At 67.4% G+C, this 17,543-nt stretch carries 16 protein-coding genes; 6 read left to right on the top strand and 10 right to left on the bottom strand.

Annotated elements, in window-relative coordinates; all coding sequences use genetic code 11:
- The first annotated feature begins 20 nt into the window (after positions 1-20).
- The 4 genes from OHA70_RS04715 (at position 21) to OHA70_RS04730 (ending at position 4,322) form a co-directional block, all read left to right on the top strand.
- Complete coding sequence (locus OHA70_RS04715) at positions 21-1,079, top strand: LacI family DNA-binding transcriptional regulator (RefSeq protein WP_328328915.1); 1,059 nt, start codon at positions 21-23, stop codon at positions 1,077-1,079.
- Positions 1,080-1,193: 114 nt separating this feature from the next.
- Positions 1,194-2,516 (top strand): ABC transporter substrate-binding protein, encoded by a 1,323-nt coding sequence (locus OHA70_RS04720; protein ID WP_328328916.1) that lies wholly within the window; start codon positions 1,194-1,196, stop codon positions 2,514-2,516.
- A complete protein-coding gene (locus OHA70_RS04725) occupies positions 2,516-3,490 on the top strand; it encodes a carbohydrate ABC transporter permease (protein ID WP_328328918.1) in 975 nt (324 codons plus the stop codon). The genes OHA70_RS04720 and OHA70_RS04725 overlap by 1 nt, the downstream gene beginning before the upstream one ends.
- A complete protein-coding gene (locus OHA70_RS04730; protein ID WP_328328920.1) occupies positions 3,483-4,322 on the top strand; it encodes a carbohydrate ABC transporter permease in 840 nt (279 codons plus the stop codon). Before OHA70_RS04725 ends, OHA70_RS04730 begins: the two co-directional genes overlap by 8 nt.
- 48 nt (positions 4,323-4,370) lie before the next feature.
- On the opposite strand, the gene OHA70_RS04735 is transcribed toward OHA70_RS04730, so the two are convergent.
- From OHA70_RS04735 to OHA70_RS04765, 7 genes are all read right to left on the bottom strand, one after another.
- Positions 4,371-5,129, bottom strand: a complete 759-nt coding sequence (locus OHA70_RS04735; protein WP_328328923.1) for a hypothetical protein — start codon at positions 5,127-5,129, stop codon at positions 4,371-4,373.
- A gap of 67 nt (positions 5,130-5,196) precedes the next feature.
- A complete protein-coding gene (gene efeB / locus OHA70_RS04740) occupies positions 5,197-6,462 on the bottom strand; it encodes an iron uptake transporter deferrochelatase/peroxidase subunit (RefSeq protein ID WP_328328925.1) in 1,266 nt (421 codons plus the stop codon).
- The gene (gene efeO / locus OHA70_RS04745) at positions 6,459-7,595 is read right to left on the bottom strand and encodes an iron uptake system protein EfeO (RefSeq protein ID WP_328328927.1); all 1,137 of its coding nucleotides are present in this window, start codon (positions 7,593-7,595) and stop codon (positions 6,459-6,461) included. Before efeO ends, efeB begins: the two co-directional genes overlap by 4 nt.
- On the bottom strand, positions 7,592-8,440 hold the full coding sequence (gene efeU, locus OHA70_RS04750) for an iron uptake transporter permease EfeU (RefSeq protein ID WP_328328929.1): 849 nt from the start codon (positions 8,438-8,440) through the stop codon (positions 7,592-7,594). The genes efeO and efeU overlap by 4 nt, the downstream gene beginning before the upstream one ends.
- 42 nt (positions 8,441-8,482) lie before the next feature.
- On the bottom strand, positions 8,483-9,046 hold the full coding sequence (gene thpR / locus OHA70_RS04755) for an RNA 2',3'-cyclic phosphodiesterase (protein ID WP_328328931.1): 564 nt from the start codon (positions 9,044-9,046) through the stop codon (positions 8,483-8,485).
- Between the two features lie 16 nt (positions 9,047-9,062).
- Positions 9,063-9,839 carry a polysaccharide deacetylase family protein gene (locus OHA70_RS04760; protein ID WP_328328933.1) on the bottom strand — a complete coding sequence of 259 codons (777 nt, stop codon included), beginning with the start codon at positions 9,837-9,839 and terminating at the stop codon, positions 9,063-9,065.
- A 61-nt stretch (positions 9,840-9,900) separates the two neighbouring features.
- On the bottom strand, positions 9,901-11,337 hold the full coding sequence (locus OHA70_RS04765) for an amidase (RefSeq protein WP_328328935.1): 1,437 nt from the start codon (positions 11,335-11,337) through the stop codon (positions 9,901-9,903).
- A 120-nt stretch (positions 11,338-11,457) separates the two neighbouring features.
- Here OHA70_RS04765 and OHA70_RS04770 point away from each other — a divergent pair, with 120 nt between their 5' ends.
- Positions 11,458-12,939 carry an LLM class flavin-dependent oxidoreductase gene (locus OHA70_RS04770; protein WP_328328937.1) on the top strand — a complete coding sequence of 494 codons (1,482 nt, stop codon included), beginning with the start codon at positions 11,458-11,460 and terminating at the stop codon, positions 12,937-12,939.
- A gap of 47 nt (positions 12,940-12,986) precedes the next feature.
- Positions 12,987-13,688: a VOC family protein gene (locus OHA70_RS04775; protein ID WP_328328939.1), complete on the top strand. Its 702-nt coding sequence runs from the start codon at positions 12,987-12,989 to the stop codon at positions 13,686-13,688.
- A gap of 589 nt (positions 13,689-14,277) precedes the next feature.
- Here the strand turns inward: OHA70_RS04775 and OHA70_RS04780 are convergent.
- The 3 genes from OHA70_RS04780 to OHA70_RS04790 all read right to left on the bottom strand — a co-directional run bounded on the left by OHA70_RS04780 (position 14,278) and on the right by OHA70_RS04790 (position 17,539).
- On the bottom strand, positions 14,278-15,675 hold the full coding sequence (locus OHA70_RS04780) for a mycothione reductase (protein WP_328328942.1): 1,398 nt from the start codon (positions 15,673-15,675) through the stop codon (positions 14,278-14,280).
- Positions 15,676-15,761: 86 nt separating this feature from the next.
- A complete protein-coding gene (locus tag OHA70_RS04785; RefSeq protein ID WP_328328944.1) occupies positions 15,762-17,093 on the bottom strand; it encodes an MFS transporter in 1,332 nt (443 codons plus the stop codon).
- Positions 17,090-17,539, bottom strand: coding sequence for a MarR family winged helix-turn-helix transcriptional regulator (locus tag OHA70_RS04790; RefSeq protein ID WP_328328946.1), 450 nt, complete (start codon positions 17,537-17,539; stop codon positions 17,090-17,092). The genes OHA70_RS04785 and OHA70_RS04790 overlap by 4 nt, the downstream gene beginning before the upstream one ends.
- Positions 17,540-17,543: the final 4 nt, after the last annotated feature.

Consider the following 17,543-nt stretch of genomic DNA (forward strand, 5'->3'; position numbering starts at 1 on the left):
ACGCTGCTAACGTTCCGCCCATGCAAGGCGGCAGCAGTGGGGGGCAGCGCAGTCAGCGCGTCACGATCAGCGACCTCGCGCGCCGGCTCGACATCTCCAAGGCCTCGGTCTCGTACGCGCTGAACGGCCGCTCCGGCGTCAGCGAGGAGACCCGCCAGCGGGTGCTCAGCCTGGCCGCCGAGCTCGGCTTCCACCCGAACTCCGCCGCCGTCGCGCTGTCCGCGAGCCGGACCAGGACGATCGGCATCGTGATCGCCCGCGACCCGGCACTGATCTCGACCGAGGCGTTCTACATGCGCACCCTGGTCGGCATCGAGCAGTACCTGAACGAGGTCGACTCCTCCCTCCTGCTCCGGCTGACCGGCGAGCAGGGCCAGGATCTCGACGTACTCCGCCGTTGGAGCCGCCAAGGCCGCGTCGACGGCTTCATCCTGTTCGACGAGCACAACGACGACCCGAGGGTCCCGCTGCTCAAGGAGCTCGGGGTCCCGTGCGTGGTGGTCAGCTCGAACGCGCCCGACGACGGCGTCGGCCGGCTGATCAGCTCGCCGGAGCAGACCGTCCAGCTCCTGGTCGACCACCTCGAAGAGCTTGGCCACAAGGACATCGCGCACGTCAGCGGCCCGTTCACCTTCGTCCACGAGCAACTCCGGGTGAAGCTCCTCAAAGAGCACGCCGAGGCGCGCGGCATCCGGGTCACCCACTTCGAAGGCAACTACCAGTACGCCGACGGCGCCGCGCTGACCCGCAAGGTGCTGCAGACCAAGAACCGGCCGACCGCGCTCATCCTGGGCAACGACCTGATGGCCGTCGCCGCCCTCCGGGTCGCGGTCGAGCTCGGTACCGCGGTACCGGATGAGCTCTCGATCATCGCCTGGGACGACTCGCCGCTGTGCGAGCTCGCACTGCCCGGGATCACGGCCGTCGACCAGCAGACGATGGAACGCGGCCGGATGGCGGCGGATCTGCTGTTCCGGATCGCGGCCGGCGAGTCCGGCCTGCATTGGGAAACACCTTCCGGGGTACTGCGCGTGCGGGACTCCACCGCACCAGTGACCCCGAAGATCACGGTGGAGTAACGAAACCGGGTCAACTGAACCGGTTAGGGTTCCGCTACTTAACCGGTTAGGCCACTATGGCCGCACCAGCCTCCGCTCTCCTGCCGGAGGCTCGATGGGACGAGGGAGTCCGACGTGAGACTGCGTTCGTTTGTAGCCGCAGCAGCGGTGACCGCCCTGGGATTGAGCCTGGCCGCCTGCGGTGGCAGCGATTCAGGCGACTCTTCCGGCGGCGGTAGTGGTGGAGACCAGACCCTGACCTACTGGGCCAGCAACCAGGGCACCAGCCTGGACAACGACAAAGAGGTGCTCACCCCGGTCCTGCAGAAGTTCACCGCGGACACCGGCATCAAGGTGAACCTCGAGGTGATCGGCTGGAACGACCTGCAGACCAGGATCCAGACCGCGACCACCTCCGGCCAGGGCCCCGACGTGCTCAACATCGGCAACACCTGGGCCGCGTCCCTGCAGGCGACCGGCGCGTTCCTGCCGTTCGACAACGACGCGATGACCGCGATCGGGGGCAAGGACAAGTTCGTGCCGACGGCTCTGGCGACCGGCGGCAAGGAGGGCGAGGACCCGACCTCGGTCCCGCTCTACGGGCTGGCCTACGGCCTGTACTACAACAAGGCGATGTTCGCCGCGGCCGGGCTGCAGCCGCCGAAGACCTGGGAAGAGATGGTCACCGCCGCGCAGAAGCTGACCGACCCGGCGAAGAAGACCTGGGGCATGGCGCTGGCGGCCGGCAGCTACACCGAGAACGTGCACTTCGCGTTCATCAACGGCGCCCAGAACGGCGCGGACTGGTTCGACAAGGACGGCAAGCCGACCTTCACCAGTGACGGCAACGTGCAGGGCGTACTGCGGTACCTCGACCTGATGCAGAAGGACAAGGTCGCCAACCCGTCGAACGCGCAGTACGACAACGGCACCAAGTCGGTGAACGACTTCGCCACCAAGAAGGTGGCGATGGTGATCAACCAGAACAACGCCGACTCCTCGATCGTCGCCAACGGGATGAAGGCCGGCGAGTACGGCGTCGTGCCGTTCCCCGCGCCGCAGGGCTCGCCGAACCAGACCGCGAGCCACGTGGCCGGGATCAACCTGTCGGTCTTCAAGAACACCAAGCACAAGGACGCGGCGCTGAAGTTCGTCAAGTACATGACGGACGCGACCACCCAGACGACGCTGGGCAAGCCGTTCTCCTCGCTGCCGGTGCTCAAGGACGCCAAGCCGGTCTTCACCACCGACGCGGCCGAGGCGGCGACCTTCCAGGACGTCTACAACACCAAGTCGAAGCCGCTGCCGCTGGTACCGGCCGAGGACCAGTTCGAGAGCACCGTCGGCAAGGCGATGAACGGTCTCTTCGCGAAGATCGCCACCGGCGGCAAGGTCAGCGCCGATGACGTGAAGGCGGCCCTCCAGACGGCTCAGGACCAAGTGGCGGCCGGCAGCTGATGGCTGTAGTCACCGACGAAGCCCCCGCCGCGACGGCTACCAAGCCGTCGCGGCGGGGGCTCGACCGCCGTCCCGGTCTGAGCCGGAAGCTCCCCTACCTGCTGCTCGCTCCGGCAGTCGTGCTGGAGTTGCTGATCCACATCGTGCCGATGCTGGTCGGCATCTGGATGAGCTTCGTGAAGCTGACCAAGTTCTTCATCGCGAACTGGTCGGCGGCGCCGTGGGCCGGCTTCAACAACTACCGGGTCGCCGTCGACTTCCACAACGCGGTCGGCGAAGGCCTGCTGAAGTCCTTCGGCGTCACGGTCGCCTTCTCGCTGATCACCTTGGCCATCTCCTGGATTCTCGGGATGGCGGCGGCGGTCGCGCTGCAACCACCGTTCAAGGGGCGCAGCGCGGTACGGACGTTGTTCCTCGTGCCGTACGCGCTGCCCGCGTACGCCGGGATCCTGACCTGGAACTTCATGCTCCAGCGCGACACCGGGGCGGTGAACCACATCCTGGTCGAGAACCTCGGGCTGACCAGTGACCGGCCGTTCTGGCTGATCGGCGGCAACGCGCTGGCCTCGCTGATCACGGTCGCGGTCTGGAAGCTGTGGCCGTTCGCCTTCCTCACCTTGATGGCCGGGCTGCAGAGCATCCCGCGCGATGTCTACGAGGCGGCCGCGGTCGACGGCGCCGGGTCGATCCGGCAGTGGCGCAACATCACGCTGCCCGCCTTGCGACCGGTCAACCTGGTGCTCGTGCTGGTGCTGTTCCTGTGGACGTTCAGCGACTTCAACACCCCGTACGTGCTGTTCGGCAACGCGCAGCCGCCCGCGGGTGACCTGATCACCTTCCACATCTACAACGCGTCGTTCCTGACCTGGAACTTCGGCTCCGGCGCGGCGATGTCCGTGCTGCTGCTGATCTTCCTGATGATCGTCACCGGCGCCTATCTGATCGTCACCGGCCGGAGGTCTCGTCGTGCGTGACACCAAGGGATTCAAGGCTTATCGCGCGGTCGTGCTGACCGTGCTCGGGCTGTTCGTGCTCGTCCCCCTCTACGTGATGGTGACGTCGTCGCTGAAACCGCTGAGCGACGTCCAGGGCGCCTTCACCTGGTGGCCGTCGCACATCACCCTCGATCCGTTCGTGGACATGTGGAAGACGGTGCCGCTGGCCCGGTACTTCGTGAACAGCACGATCGTCTCGGTGGTGGCCACGGTCTGCTCGGTCGCGATCGCGATCCTGGCCGCGTTCGCGGTGTCCCGGTTCCGGTTCCGCGGCCGGAGCGTCTTCACCACCACGGTGCTGTCGACGCAGATGTTCCCCGGCGTGCTGTTCCTGCTGCCGCTGTTCCTGATCTTCGTGAACATCAACAACTCGATCGGGGTGCAGCTGGTCGGCACCCGGCTCGGCCTGATCATCACGTACCTGACGTTCAGCCTGCCGTTCTCGATCTGGATGCTCGCCGGGTACTTCGACAGCATCCCGCGCGAGCTGGACGAGGCGGCGCTGGTCGACGGGTGCGGGCCGATGGGCGCGCTCGCGCGCGTAGTACTGCCAGCTGCCCGGCCGGGCGTGATCGCGGTGGCGATCTACTCGTTCATGACGGCGTGGGGTGAGGTGCTGTTCGCCTCGGTGATGACGACCGAGTCCAACCGGACGTTGTCGGTCGGACTTCGGCAGTACTCGACCCAGACCAACGTCTACTGGAACCAGATCATGGCCGCTGCCCTGGTGGTCAGCATCCCCGTGGTCATCGGCTTCCTGCTCGCCCAGCGCCACTTCGTCGCCGGCGTGACCGCGGGAGCCGTCAAGTAGCAATGACGGTGACGCGCGGGGCCCCTAGGTGGCCCCGCGCGTCGTCGTTCAGTAGGGCGACACGCTGTAGATGTCCACCGAGGTGGAGTAGCTGGAGGAGCTTCGGCCGTTCTTGCCTACGGTGGCGCCGCTGATTCCGTGGCAGGAGAGGCGGTAGTTGTCGAGCTTGGTCTCTTTGACGGCGGCGGGACCGGTGGCCGCGTGGTTGGTGTTCTTGGCGGCGAAGGCGATGATCTGCTGCCGGGCCGTGGCGTCGGGGATGAACAGCGGCAGTACCCCCGGCAGGCCGGCCTGCAGCGCCGCCCACGCCTCCCTCGGGCCTTGCGGGTAGTTCCCGCTGCCGGAGGCGCGCCCGCCCACGTCGATGCTCTCGACCTGGTTCTTCGTCTTGTAGACACGGCTGAGGCCGACCTCCAGCCCGCCCTTCTCGCAGCGCATCCCGAGGATGCGGTCGTCCTTACAGCTGAAGCCCTTGGCCTTGAGCCGCTTGGTGATCACGTCGACGCTCAGACCGGGGATGCACCCACGGCACGCCGCAGGCGCCGTCGGCTTGGTCGTCGAACTGGGGGCCTCGGTCGGCCGCGTCGAGGGGCCGTCCGTGGTGCGGCTCGCGGACGGCGAGGTCGCTGCTCCGGCGCTGTCGTCGGAGCCGCCGGTGAAGCGGCTGACGATGAAGATCCCGGAGCAGATCACGATGAGCGCCACGACCACGCTGAACACGATCGTGAATACCTTGCTGCCGCTTCGCGGAGGCGGGGGCGGCGGCGGGTACTGCTGGTACTGCGGAGAGGGCTGGTAGTTGGCCACGGGGCGACCCTAAGGGTGCGCCCGGCGACCGGCCGGACGATTCGACGGTGGTCTAACCGACTGTGTTCTAGCTGAAAAGTTTCTCGCCCCAGAAGGAGCCGGGGGTGACTCCTGGCGGGCAGGCGAAGATGCCCGAGCCGACATGGCGGATGTACTCGTTCATCGCGTCGGAGCGGGACAGCTGCTGCTGGATCGGTACGAACTGCTTGCGCGGATCACGCTGGTACGCGAGGAAGAACAGCCCAGCGTCGAGCCGGCCGAGGCCGTCCGAGCCGTCGACGAAGTTGTACCCCCGCCGCAGCAGCTCCGCGCCCTTGTTGAACTGCGGATGCGCGAGCCGCACGTGCGAGTCCTTGGCCACCTTGAGCGAACCGTCGGAGGTCTTGGCGTTGAAGTCGATCGGGTCGAACTCGTCCGCCTTGCCCAGCGGAGCACCCGTGCCCTTGCCGCGGCCGATGATCTGCTCCTGCTCGCCGAGCGACGTCCGGTCCCAGATCTCGATCGTCATCCGGATCCGCCGCGACACCAGGTACGACCCGCCGACCATCCAGTCCGGGCCGTCCTCAGGCTGGACCCACAGCTGCTCCTCGAGCTTCGCGGTGTCTTCCAGTTTGAGGTTGTTCGTACCGTCCTTGAAGCCGAACAGGTTGCGCGGTGTCGTCTGCGCGCGGCTGGTCGACGAGGTCCGGCCGAATCCGAGCTGCGAGTAGCGGACGACCGTAGTACCGAAGCCGATCCTGGCCAGGTTGCGGATCGCGTGCACCGCGACCTGCGGGTCGTCCGAACACGCCTGTACTGCGATGTCGCCACCGCTGCGGTTCGGGTCGAGGTCGTCGGCGATGAAGTGCGGCAGATCGATCAGCGCGCCCGGCCGCTGCGTCTTCAGCCCGAACCGGTCGTTGCCCTTGGCATCGACGAAGAAGCTCGGCCCGAACCCGATCGTCAACGTGAGCCGGGCCGGCGGCAGGCCGACCGCCTCGCCGGTGTCCTCGGGCGGAGCCTCGCCGGGGCCGTTCACGGCGCCGTACTGGCCGATGTCGCGGCCGGCCGTCATCAACGCGGCCGCCGCCGTCCACTCCTTCAGCAACGAGATGACCGCGTCCCGCTTGGTCGCCGTCACGTCGAAGGTGGCGAAGTGCAGCCGGTCCTGTGCCGGCGTGACGATCCCGGCCTGGTGGGTTCCGTGGAACTCGACCGGACCACTGTTGTCAGCAGCCTGCGACTCCTCGGTCGACAGGGCCGAGTGTGCGGCGTACCCGGCGACACCGGTGGCGACGGCCGCTCCCGCCGCGCCCAGCAGGCCGCGACGGGAGAATCCCTTGCGCTCGCTCATTTCTTCGCGATCACGCCGGCGACCTTGCTGACCGGTTCGGCCAGCGCGTCCACCACCGCGCCGAGTTCCTTCTTCTCGGCGTCGGTCGCGTTGTAGGGCTTGAAGCCGTCGCCGACCCGGTACTTGTCCAGCGCGGCGAAGACTGCCTTGAAGTTCGTGTCCAGCGTGGTGACCAGGGCGGCGTCGCGCTGCTGCAACGCCGGGCGCAGCGCCTGGACCGCGGCCTGCGAGCCCTCGACGTTGGCCTGGAAGTCCCACAGGTCGGTGTGCGAGTAGCGGTCCTCCTCACCGGTGACCTTGCCGGTGGCGACCTCGTCGAGCAGCTCCTTGGCGCCGTTGGCCAGCTGCAGCGGGTTGAGCTTCACGACCTTGGCCTTGGCGACCACGGTCTTCACGTCGACCAGCAGCTGGTCGGCGTACTTCGCCATGCCCGCGGTGGTGTTCTTCTCCCACAGGGCCTGCTCGATCCGGTGGTACCCGGTCCACTCGGTGCCCGGCTCGACGTCGTTGACCCGGGCGTCGATCTTCGGGTCCAGGTCGCCGAACGACTCAGCGACCGGCTCGATCCGCTCCCAGTAGGTGCGCGAGATCGGGAACAGCTCCTTGGCCTTGGCGACGTCGCCGGCCTTGACCGCGGTGACGAACTCGGTGGTCTTCTGCTCCAGCGCGACCGCCTGCGAGTTCACGTAGCGCTGGTAGCTGTCTGCGGCCTGCTTCAGCGCGGTGTCCTCGTCCACCTGCGCCGCGGCGTCACCGGTGACGTTGAGGTCGCCACGGATGCCGTCGCCGACCATGCCCGGCTTGCAGACCGCCTGGTACTTGCCGGTCGGCAGCTCCACGATCAGCTCCCGCTTGAGGCCGGGGCCGATGTTCTCGACCTCACCCATCACCCGGTCGCCCTCGGCGTACACGTAGAACTCGGTGACCTTGCTGCCGCCGTTGGAGACCGAGAAGGTGCTCGTCCCGGACTTCACGTCGGTACGGCTCAGGCCGCACTCGGAGTCGGTCGCCTTGACGGTGACCGGGCCTGTGCCGTCGTCGGAGCCGGCGGCGGGCTTGTCGTCCGCGCAGCCGGTCAGGCCGGCCAGCAGCAGTACTGCGCCGATGGCGGCGGCCCGGCGGGTGGTGATCATGAGTTCTCCTGGGCAGTTCGGACGGGCACCGCGGGCGACGGCGTCGACTTGATCGGGCGGAAGTACAGGAACAGCACCGGTACGAGATAGACCAGCCAGGCGGTCGCCTCGATGACCGTCGGGGCGGGGCTGAAGTTGAAGATCCCCTTCAGCAGTACGCCGTACCAGCTGTCCGGCGGGATCACGTGGGAGATGTCGAAGGCGACGTTCTGCAGGCCGGGCAGGATGTTCGCCTCCTGCAGGTCGTGGAAGCCGTAGGCGAAGATGCCGGCCGCGACCAGCACCAGCAGCGCGCCGGTCCACTTGAAGAAGACGGCCAGGTTGATCTTGACCGCCCCGCGGTAGATCGCGAAGCCGAGCACGACCGAGGTGATCAGGCCGAGCAGTACGCCGGTCAGCGGCGCGGCCGTGGTGGCCGTCGCGGCCGAGGCGTAGACGATGAAGGCCGTCTCGATGCTTTCCCGGAAGACCGCCAGGAAGGCGAGCAGGACGACGGCGCCGGAGCCGAGCTCCAGCGCCTGCCCCATCCGCTCGCGCAGCTCCCGGGCGATGCTGCGGGAGGCCTTGCGCATCCAGAAGATCATCCAGGTGACGAAGCCGACCGCGACGATCGACATCAGCCCGCCGATCGTCTCCTGGGTGGTGAACGACTTGGCGGTCAGCGCGGTGACGAACTGCAGCAGACCCCAGCCGACCGCCGCGACGGCCAGCGCCGCGACCACACCGGCCCAGACCAGTCTGAGCTTGTCCCGCCGTCCGGCCTTGACCAGGAAGGTGGCGAGAATGCTGACCACCAACGAGGCTTCGAGTCCTTCACGAAGACCGATCAAATAGTTGGCGAGCATGACGGGAACTCCAGGTATTAGGTACGGCTAACCTTCCGAAGGTTAGCCTAAGAACTCCCATTCGCCCACTGTGTCGTACGCCGCACCATGGCTCGGGCCTTCACCGAGACGCGATGAGACCAACTCGATACTTTCCGCTGTCCAGGACGGCCCCTGATAGGTGTCGAAGACCCGGACCCAGCGGACCACGTCCATCGGTTGTTTCAAACGCGCGAGCGTGAGATGCGGGGTGAATTTGCGCCCGTCCACGGTCACGCCGGCCTTGTTGGCCGCTGACCGCGTCGTCATCGCCAGGTGCGGCAGCGCCTCGGACTCGTCCTGCACGCCGGTGTAGAGCACCCGGGCGTCCGCCACGCTCGGGAACGCTCCTGACCCTTTGAGCTGGAGATCGAACGGCTTCTGCCGGTTCGCCACCCGCTCGAGCCCCTCGGCCAGGTCTTCTGTCTTGTACTCCGGTACGTCCCCCAGGAACGCCAGGGTGATGTGCCAGTTCTCGTCCGAGGCCCAGCGGATGTCCTCGTCCGGATGATCTCTGCGGGGGCCGACGAACTCGGCCAGATGCTCGACAACCTCCACCGGCGGGATGACCGCCACAAACAGTCGCATCCGTCGAGCTTAGAGGTCAGCAGTCCATCGCAGCGAAGGTATATCCCTGGGCCGCCAGCGTCTCCAGCGCTTCATCGAGGGCCGCGACGGTCTGGCTGCGGTTGCCGCCGGCATCGTGCATCAGGATCACGCTGCCGTCGTGAGCGCCCTTGAGGATGCTGTTCAGGATCGCCTGCTTGCCCGGACGCTGCCAGTCGAGGGTGTCGACGTCCCACAGCACCGGGGTCATCCCGGCAGCCTTGATGTCGGCCTTGACCTTCGCGTTCTCCGCACCGTACGGCGGCCGGAAGCACTTCGAGGCCGGGCCGTCGAAGATCTCGTGATGCCGCTTGGCCGCCGACACCTTCGTCAGCTGCGCATGCGAGATCGAGTGGCTCCCGATCGAGTTGCCCGCGGCAAGCACCTGCTCCTTGAGACTCGGGTGCTGCTCCTGCATGCTGCCCAACTCGAAGAAGGTCGCATGAGCCCCGTACTTCGCCAGCACCTCGAGCACCTGCGGCGTCCAGACCGGATCCGGTCCGTCGTCGAAGGTGAGGAAGATCGTCTTGTTGCCCTTAGCAACCGCTGTCGGATTGCCCGCCGGCTTGACCGGCGTACTGACCGGCGTACTGGCGACCGGCGCGCTCACCGGCGCCTTCACCGGCACCGTGGTCGATACCTTCACCGTCTTGTCCGGTGCGCTCGCGGCCGCCTGGTTCGCCTGCGCCAGCCCGAAGGCAACCACCCCGGCCACAGCGAACACAGCCGAGATACCGATGCCGAAGTTGATGAAGGCACCGAGCTTCCGGGACATGACACTCCTCGAAGATTCCAGCGGCCCCGCCTCTCAGGGCCTTGCAGAAGATGAGACGTCGCTAATGCCCATCCAGTTCGCGTGGTTGCTCGAGGAGTTCGGCCAGCCGGAGTGGGGTGCGGTCTTCGAACATTGGGCCGATGAGTTGTACGCCCACTGGTAGGCCCTCGGGGGAACGGCCTGCGGGAATGGCTGTGGCGGGTAGGCCAGGCATGGTGGCCAGGCCGGCCCAGACGAGTTGGTCGAGGTCCGGGTAGTCGACGCCGTCGATGTTGATGCGCCGGTCCAGCAGGTTGGGGGTGTGGTCGTGCGGGAACGCGGGCGTCGGCGTGACCGGGCACAGTACGGCGTCGAACTCGGTGAACAGCTGCCGCCAGCCGTGGCGGTGGAGTTCGCGGCGGTTGTTCGCCTCCATCCAGTCGTGGTGGCTGAAGTCGATGGCGCGCAGCCTGGTGGCTTCCAAGCTCTGGTCGTCCGCACGCAATCCGGCCCGCAGTTGCTCGAGCGATTCGGTCGGAAAACGCGCGGGAGAGCTCGAGATCAGTAGCTGCATGTAGACGGTCGCGGCCTCGGTCAGGTCGGGCAGCAGCGGAGTGTGCCGTTCGACGCGGGCGCCGCCGTCGGCAAGCGTGTCGGCCACCCGATGTACAGCCGCACGTACGGCGGCACCGGTTGGGATGAGCGGATGCTCGTCGAGGACCAGTACCCGGAAGTCGCGGAGCCGCTCGTGGCGCGCGGGAGGCAGCGTCACGTCGTACGCGATGCCGTGCGTCAACGGATCCGGACCGACCATGACGTCGAGCAGGAGCGTGAGGTCGCGGGCGGTACGGGCCATCGGACCGACGACGGCGAGGTCGGGGTCGACCGGCAAGGCCGGCCCGGGCGGCGGGGACATGCCGCGGCCGGCCGCCAGCCCGAGGGTCGGCTTGTGTCCGTAGACGCCGCAGAAATGCGCGGGGGTACGCAGCGAGCCGGCGATGTCGGAACCGATGGACAGCGCGCCGAACCCGCACGCCAGGGCCGCCGCTGATCCGCCGGAGGACCCGCCCGCCGTGCGCTCGTGATCCCACGGGTTATTGGTGGTGCCGTAGATCTCGTTGAAACTCTGGAGACCTTGCAGCCCCACCGGCACATTCGTCTTACCGAGTATCACCGCCCCGGCAGCCTTGAGCCGCGCCACCTGTACCGCGTCCTCGGGCGGCACGAAGTCCCGGTACTGCGGCAAGCCCCACGTCGTCGGCAGCCCGGCCACGTCGTAGGACTCCTTGACCGTCACTGGGATGCCGAGCAGAGGCCGGTCCTCGCCGCGGGCGCGCGCCTGGTCGGCACGGCGTGCGGCGGCCCGCGCACGGTCGAAGTCCGGCACACAGATCGCGTTGATCTCCCTGTCATCCCGCTCGATCCGGCCGATCGCCTCATCGGTCAGTTCCACCGAGCTCACGTCACCAGCACGCATCGCGGCCGCGAACTCTTCGGCCGACCCACAGTTCAAGTCCATGAATCGGACGCTATCGAGGTACCTGGGAGGCCATAAAACCTCGCTTCGCACAACGGGGTCAGCTTCGCCGGGTGGTTGCTGGTGGCTACTGGATTCGGCCGTGCTGGGTGAGACTGGGGTATGGAGATCGAGGGGCGGAATCTGCCGGCGCCTTGTGTGGTGGTGCTGGTCGGACCGGGGGCGGCGGGGAAGTCGACTTGGGCTGCGGAGACGTTTGCGGCTGATTTGGTGGTCTCCAGCGATCGGTTGCGGGCGCTGGTCGGGGCGGGGGAAGACGATCTGGCGGCCAGTGCGGATGCGTTCGCGTTGCTGGAGGAGGTTGTCCGGCAGCGGATCGGGCGGCGGTTGACGACGGTGATCGACACGTTGGGGCTGGATCGGGAGCGGCGGCTCAACTGGCTCGCGATGGCTAGGGCACAAGGGATTCCTTGTGTGGCGGTTGGGTTCGATACGCCGGCGGCGGAGTGTCGGAGGCGGAATCGGGAACGGGCCAAGCGGATTCCGGCGGATGTGTTGAGTGGGCAGCTCAAGACTTGGGCGGCGGTCAAAAAGGAGTTGCCGGGCGAAGGGTATGACGACGTGCTCGCGCCTCGGGCGGTACGCGTAGTACCGGAGGCTTTTGTGGGTGCTGCCGAGGCTTTGCAGCGGCAGCGGGATACACCGGCTGGGTTGCGGTTCGGGTTGCAGCTGAGCAGCTATACGCATAAGGCGGGGCGGAAGACGACGGGTCAGTGGATCAAGGATGTCGGCGCAGCGGCTGAGGCGGCTGGGTTCGACGGGATCTACGTGATGGATCATTTCCGGCAGATTCCGCAGGTCGGGCGGGCGTGGGAGGACTTCCTCGAGAGCTGGACGACGTTGGCGTTTCTCGCGGCTAGTACGGAGCGGGTACGGCTGGGAACGCTCGTCAGTGGGATCACCTATCGCAACGTGGCTCATCTCGGGAAGATCGTCGCGACGCTCGACGTGCTGAGTGGTGGCCGGGCGGTGTGCGGGTTGGGGCTGGCGTGGTTCGAGGCTGAGCACAAGGCTTATGGGTGGGAGTTCCCGTCTGTCGGGGATCGGTATGCGCTGCTGGAGGACGCGTTGCAGCTGTTGCCCGTGTTGTGGGGACCAGGCAACAAACCGTGGCGGGGCAAGGTTCTCGACGTACCGGAGACTGCTTGTTATCCACGGCCCTTGCAGGATCCGCTGCCGATCCTGGTCGGCGGGAGCGGCAACCGCACTCTGCGCCTGGCCGCCCGGTACGCCGATGCCGTCAACGTCTTCGGCACTGCGGACAAGGTCCGGGAGAAGGCCGCGTTCCTCAAGGCGAACACCGAACCTGGCAAGGAACCCCCGCGCCTCACCCAGCTGTCGACCACCCTCATTGGCAAGAACCCGCAGCACCTCACCGACCTGATCGACCGACTCCGCCCGCGCAACCAGGATCCCGCCAAGTACGCCGCGAGCGTCAACGCCGGCACCGTCCCCGACCAGATCGGCCGCTTCCGCGAACTGGCTGAGGCGGGCGCGGCTGAGGTCATGTTCAGCCTCCCCGACCTCGACGACGACCTCACTCCACTCGCAACAGCCGGAGAGGTCATCGCCGCCTTCCGCTAGTGTCCGGCTGACGCTGAGCTGTCGGTCGGGGCTGCGAGGATGTTGCCATGGAGCAGAAGTTGAGCCGACAGGAAGCCTCAGATGCAGTCAGCGATGCGGGCTGGCGCTTCCTGCTAGGCGCGCTGCGAACGTCCGTCCCGGTCAGCTCACTGGCCGAAGCAGCCAAGATCGCATCGCGCGCGGTCGAGGCATGTGGCGACGACGCAGACCAGCACCTTGTCGCTGACATCCGGCCTAACCGGGTGGTGCTCACTCTCCAGTCCCTGGACCACGCCGCAGTCACCACGCGAGACATCGACCTCGCGCATCGGATCTCCGTCGTCGTACGCGAGGCCGGCTCACAAACCGGCCCTGACATCGGCGGGGATGCACCACGGTCGGTCCAAATCCTGGAGATCGGGATCGACGCCCTGGACATCGCGGCGATCCGCCCCTTCTGGAAGGCCGTGTTGGGTTACGCCCCTGAAGCAGGAGCCGACGGCCCCGAGGACCCGCTAGTCGACCCCGTAGGCCAAGGCGCCGCGATCTGGTTCCAGCAGATGGACCACCCCCGCCCCCAACGCAACCGCGTTCACCTAGACATCTCCGTCCCCCACGACGAAGCACTCCGCCGCCTCGACGCCGCCCTGTCCGCCGGCGGCCAACTCCTCTCCGAAGTCCGAGCCCCAGCCTTCTGGGTCCTCTCCGACCCCGAAGGCAACGAAGCCTGCATAACCACCTGGCAAGCCCGAGACAAGCCCACCCCTTGAACCCCCTGGCCTCGCCGTGTCCCACTCGACTCGAGCGGGACACATCTCCCCCTGGCCGCGCCAACTCTCGCCCTGCACTCCCGGGCCAGCACTGCGGGCCCGATTCGAATCCCAGCCTGAAGTCCAGCCCGCGAGGTGACGCGTAGCGTCACGAGCCGTCGACCGCCGTAGCTCCGGGCTTCGCTGTGTCCCGCTCGACAGGAGGTAGTCACCGACTTGCACCCTGTCCACGCTCAGCCAGCGCGCCACGCCCGCCGCACAGCCGACTACCTCCTGTCGAGCGGACACATCTCCCCCTGGCCGACGGCAGCTCCAGCTCTTGCGCCGCCGCCCGCACTCGCACTGCGAGCCCGACCCCAATCTCGGCCTGAGGTCCGGGCCGCGAGGTGACGCGAAGCGTCACGAGCCTTTAGCCACCTGCTCGCGGCGCGCCAGTGTGTCCGGATCGCCGGCCGGCGACACGACCCGGGCCCGATCCACCCAGCAGTAATCGCTGAGGCGCTGCGCAGACCTGTCTCGGCCCGAGACCAGACAAACCCCGCGCCCGGCACCGCGTGAACCGCAGCGGTAGCCGGGACTGGCTGTTGCTTTAGTTCTTGAGTTTTAGGTTGAGGAGGGCGTTTTCGATTAGTTCGGGCATGGCGGGGTGGATCCAGTACTGGCCTCGGGCCATGGTGTGGGCGTCCAGGCCGAAGCTCATCGCCTGGATGACGGGCTGGATGACTGTGGATGCCTGGGGGCCGATGACGTGGGCGCCGAGGATTTGGCCGGTGTCGGGGTCGGCGAGGATTTTGGCGAAGCCGGTGGTGTCTTCCATGGCCCAGCCGTACGCGATATCGGCGTACGCCTCGCGGCCGACCACATAGGCGACGCCCTGCTCGAGCGCCTCCTCCTCGGTCAGGCCGACCGACGCGACCTGGGGTGAGCCGAACACGGCGTGCGGTACGAACCGGTGGTCCGACCTGATCCGGTCGTCGGGGTGCAGGAGGTTGTGCTGCACGACTCGCGCCTCGTGGTTGGCGACGTGCTTCAGCTGGTACGGCGAACAGACGTCGCCCAGCGCATAGATCCCCTCGACAGCCGTCTGCTGGAACTCATCCACCACCACCCGGCCGTCGGACTCGACCTCGACCCCGGCGACCCCGACGTCGAGCAGGTCCGAGTTCGGCGTACGGCCGACCGCGACCAGCACCTCGTCGACCGCGATCTCATCGGCACCAGTCGGGCTGAGGGTCTTGAGGATGATCGCGTCGTTGCGCCGCCAGACGTGAACCGTCTCGTGCAGCAACTTCACCGTGTACTTCTCCGCAGCGATCTCCGTGTACCGTCGGGCGATCTCGCTGTCCTCGTGCCGCAGCATCCGGTCGGAGCGCGCGATCAGCGTCACCTCGACCCCGAGCGACGAGAACACATGCGCGAACTCAGCGGCAACGAACCCACTCCCGATGATGCCCAGCCGCCGCGGCAACTCCGGCAGCCGCATGATCGTGTCGGAGGTGTGGAACCCGGTCTCCTCCAGCCCCGGGATGAACGGCACGATCGGCCGGCTCCCCGCGGCGAGTACGAACTTGTCAGCGGTCAGTACGACCGTCTCACCACCCTCGTTCGCCGTCACGGTCAGCTCGCGCTCGGCAGTGAACCGCCCGGTGCCGTGGTACAGCGTCACGTTGACGTTGTTCGGGTGGTGTTCCCGGTACTCCGCTCCGCCCGCGGAGATCGGGTCGATCCGGCCGAAGATCCGGTCCCGGATGTCGGGCCAGCGCACCCCGGTCAGCTGCTCGTCCACGCCCAGCCGCGAGCTGTGCGACGGTACCGCCGCCAGATCCGCCGTGTGGACGAACATCTTGGTCGGGATGCAGCCGACGTTCAGGCAGGTCCCGCCGAAGATGCCGCGCTCGACGATCGCCACCTTCTGGTCCGCGAACTGCTTGGTCACGATCGTGTTCCCGGAGCCGGTGCCAACAACCACCAAGTCGTAATGAGTCACACCCCATTGTGCGCGTGTCCCTCAACCTGAACCCACCGGCGGTCAGGATGTGGCGAACTCCTGAGCCGATGGCGGGCCGAGCCGGGTCAGGCGACCTGGGGTTTGACTGCTGGCTCGGGCGAGGACGGGGTTTCCGTCAGGGTGGATTTCTCGCCGAGGAGGTCTGTGGTCGGGCTGAGGATGTCCAGGCGGGGGCGGGGTAGGAGGTGGGGGCGGATTGCGAGGCCTCGGCGGCGGGAGAAGTACAGGACTGAGGCGGTGGTGCCGAGGACTGTGATGGCGCCACCGACGATGAGGGACCAGCGGGCGCCGAACTCCTGGCCGACCCAGCCGATGAACGGGGAGCCGATCGGGGTGCCGCCCATCAGGACGGTCATGTAGAGGGCCATGACGCGGCCGCGCATGGTGGGCTCGATGCCTAGCTGCATGGTGGCGTTGGCGGCGGTGAGCATCGTCAGGGCGGTGAAGCCGACCAGCGGCAGCACCACGGCGAAGGACAGGTACGTCGGCATCAGTCCGCTGACCACAACCATCAGACCGAAGGCCAGCGCCGCACCGATCACCAACCGGCCGCGGGTGCGGACCCGGCGAGCCGCCAGCAGTGCGCCGGCCAGCGAGCCGATCGCCAGGATCGAGCCGAGGATGCCGTACTCCCCCGCGCCCTTGTGGAAGGCCTGGGTGGCCATCAGCGCGGACGTCATCTGGAAGTTCAGCCCGAAGGTACCGGCGAAGAACACCGCGACGAGCACCATCATCAGGTCGGGCCGGCGCCACAGGTAGCGCATCCCGTCCCGGATCATGCCCTTCTCGCGGGCCGCGACCTTCGGGGTGTGCAGCTCCTTCGAGCGCATCAGGTGCAGCGACAGGATCACCGCGGCGTAGCTGAAGCCGTTGATGATGATCACCGGCCCGGTACCGATCCAGTGGATCAGCAAACCGGCCAGCCCGGGGCCGATCAGCCTGGCTGCGTTGAAGGAGGCCGAGTTGAGGCCGACGGCGTTGGACAGTTCGTCCTTGCCGACCATCTCCACCACGAACGCCTGCCGGGTCGGCGCGTCGAACGCGGTCCCGATCCCGAACAGGAAGGCGAGCGCGTAGACGTGCCACGCCTCGACCACGCCGGTCACCGTCATGGCGCCGAGGACCAGCGCGACGGCGCCCATCGCGATCTGGGTGATGGTCAGTACGCGGCGCTTGGGGAACCGGTCGGCGATCAGACCGGCGTACGGGGAGATCAGCAGGGCCGGGAGGAACTGCAGGCCGGTGACGATGCCGAGGGCGGTACCGGAGTGGGTCAGCTCCAGGACCAGCCAGTCCTGGGCGACGCGCTGCATCCAGGTGCCGATGTTGGAGATGATCGCGCCGCTGGCGTAGAGCCGGAAGTTGCGGACCTTGAACGCGCGGAAGGTCGGGCTCATGTGGCCGCCAGGCGTTCGAGAACAGGTGCTGCCTTGCGCAGGATGTCGCGCTCCTCAGGAGTAAGTTTCTTCAGTTTCGTCTGCAGCCACTCGTCGCGCCGGCGCCGGTTGGCGTGCAGCAGGTCGTGCGCGGCCTGGGTCAGCTCGACCACGATCTGGCGCTTGTCGGTGTCATGCGGCCGGCGGACCACCAGGCCCGCCTCCTCCATGTTCGACACGATCCGCGTCATCGACGGCGGCTTGACCTGCTCGTGCGCGGCCAGCTCGCCGATCGTCATCGCGTCGTGTTTGCCGAGCGCACCGAGCACGCCGAGCTGGTTCGCGGTCAGGTCGTGCCCCTCGACGCGCTGCCGCCGGATCTGCCGGGACAACCGCAACGTGGACGACCTCAGAGCGCTGGCCAGCCCAACATCACTCTTCACCTGCTGGGCGACGATTTCGGGCATATCG

This window comes from Kribbella sp. NBC_00382, from assembly GCF_036067295.1.
Lineage (GTDB): Bacteria > Actinomycetota > Actinomycetes > Propionibacteriales > Kribbellaceae > Kribbella.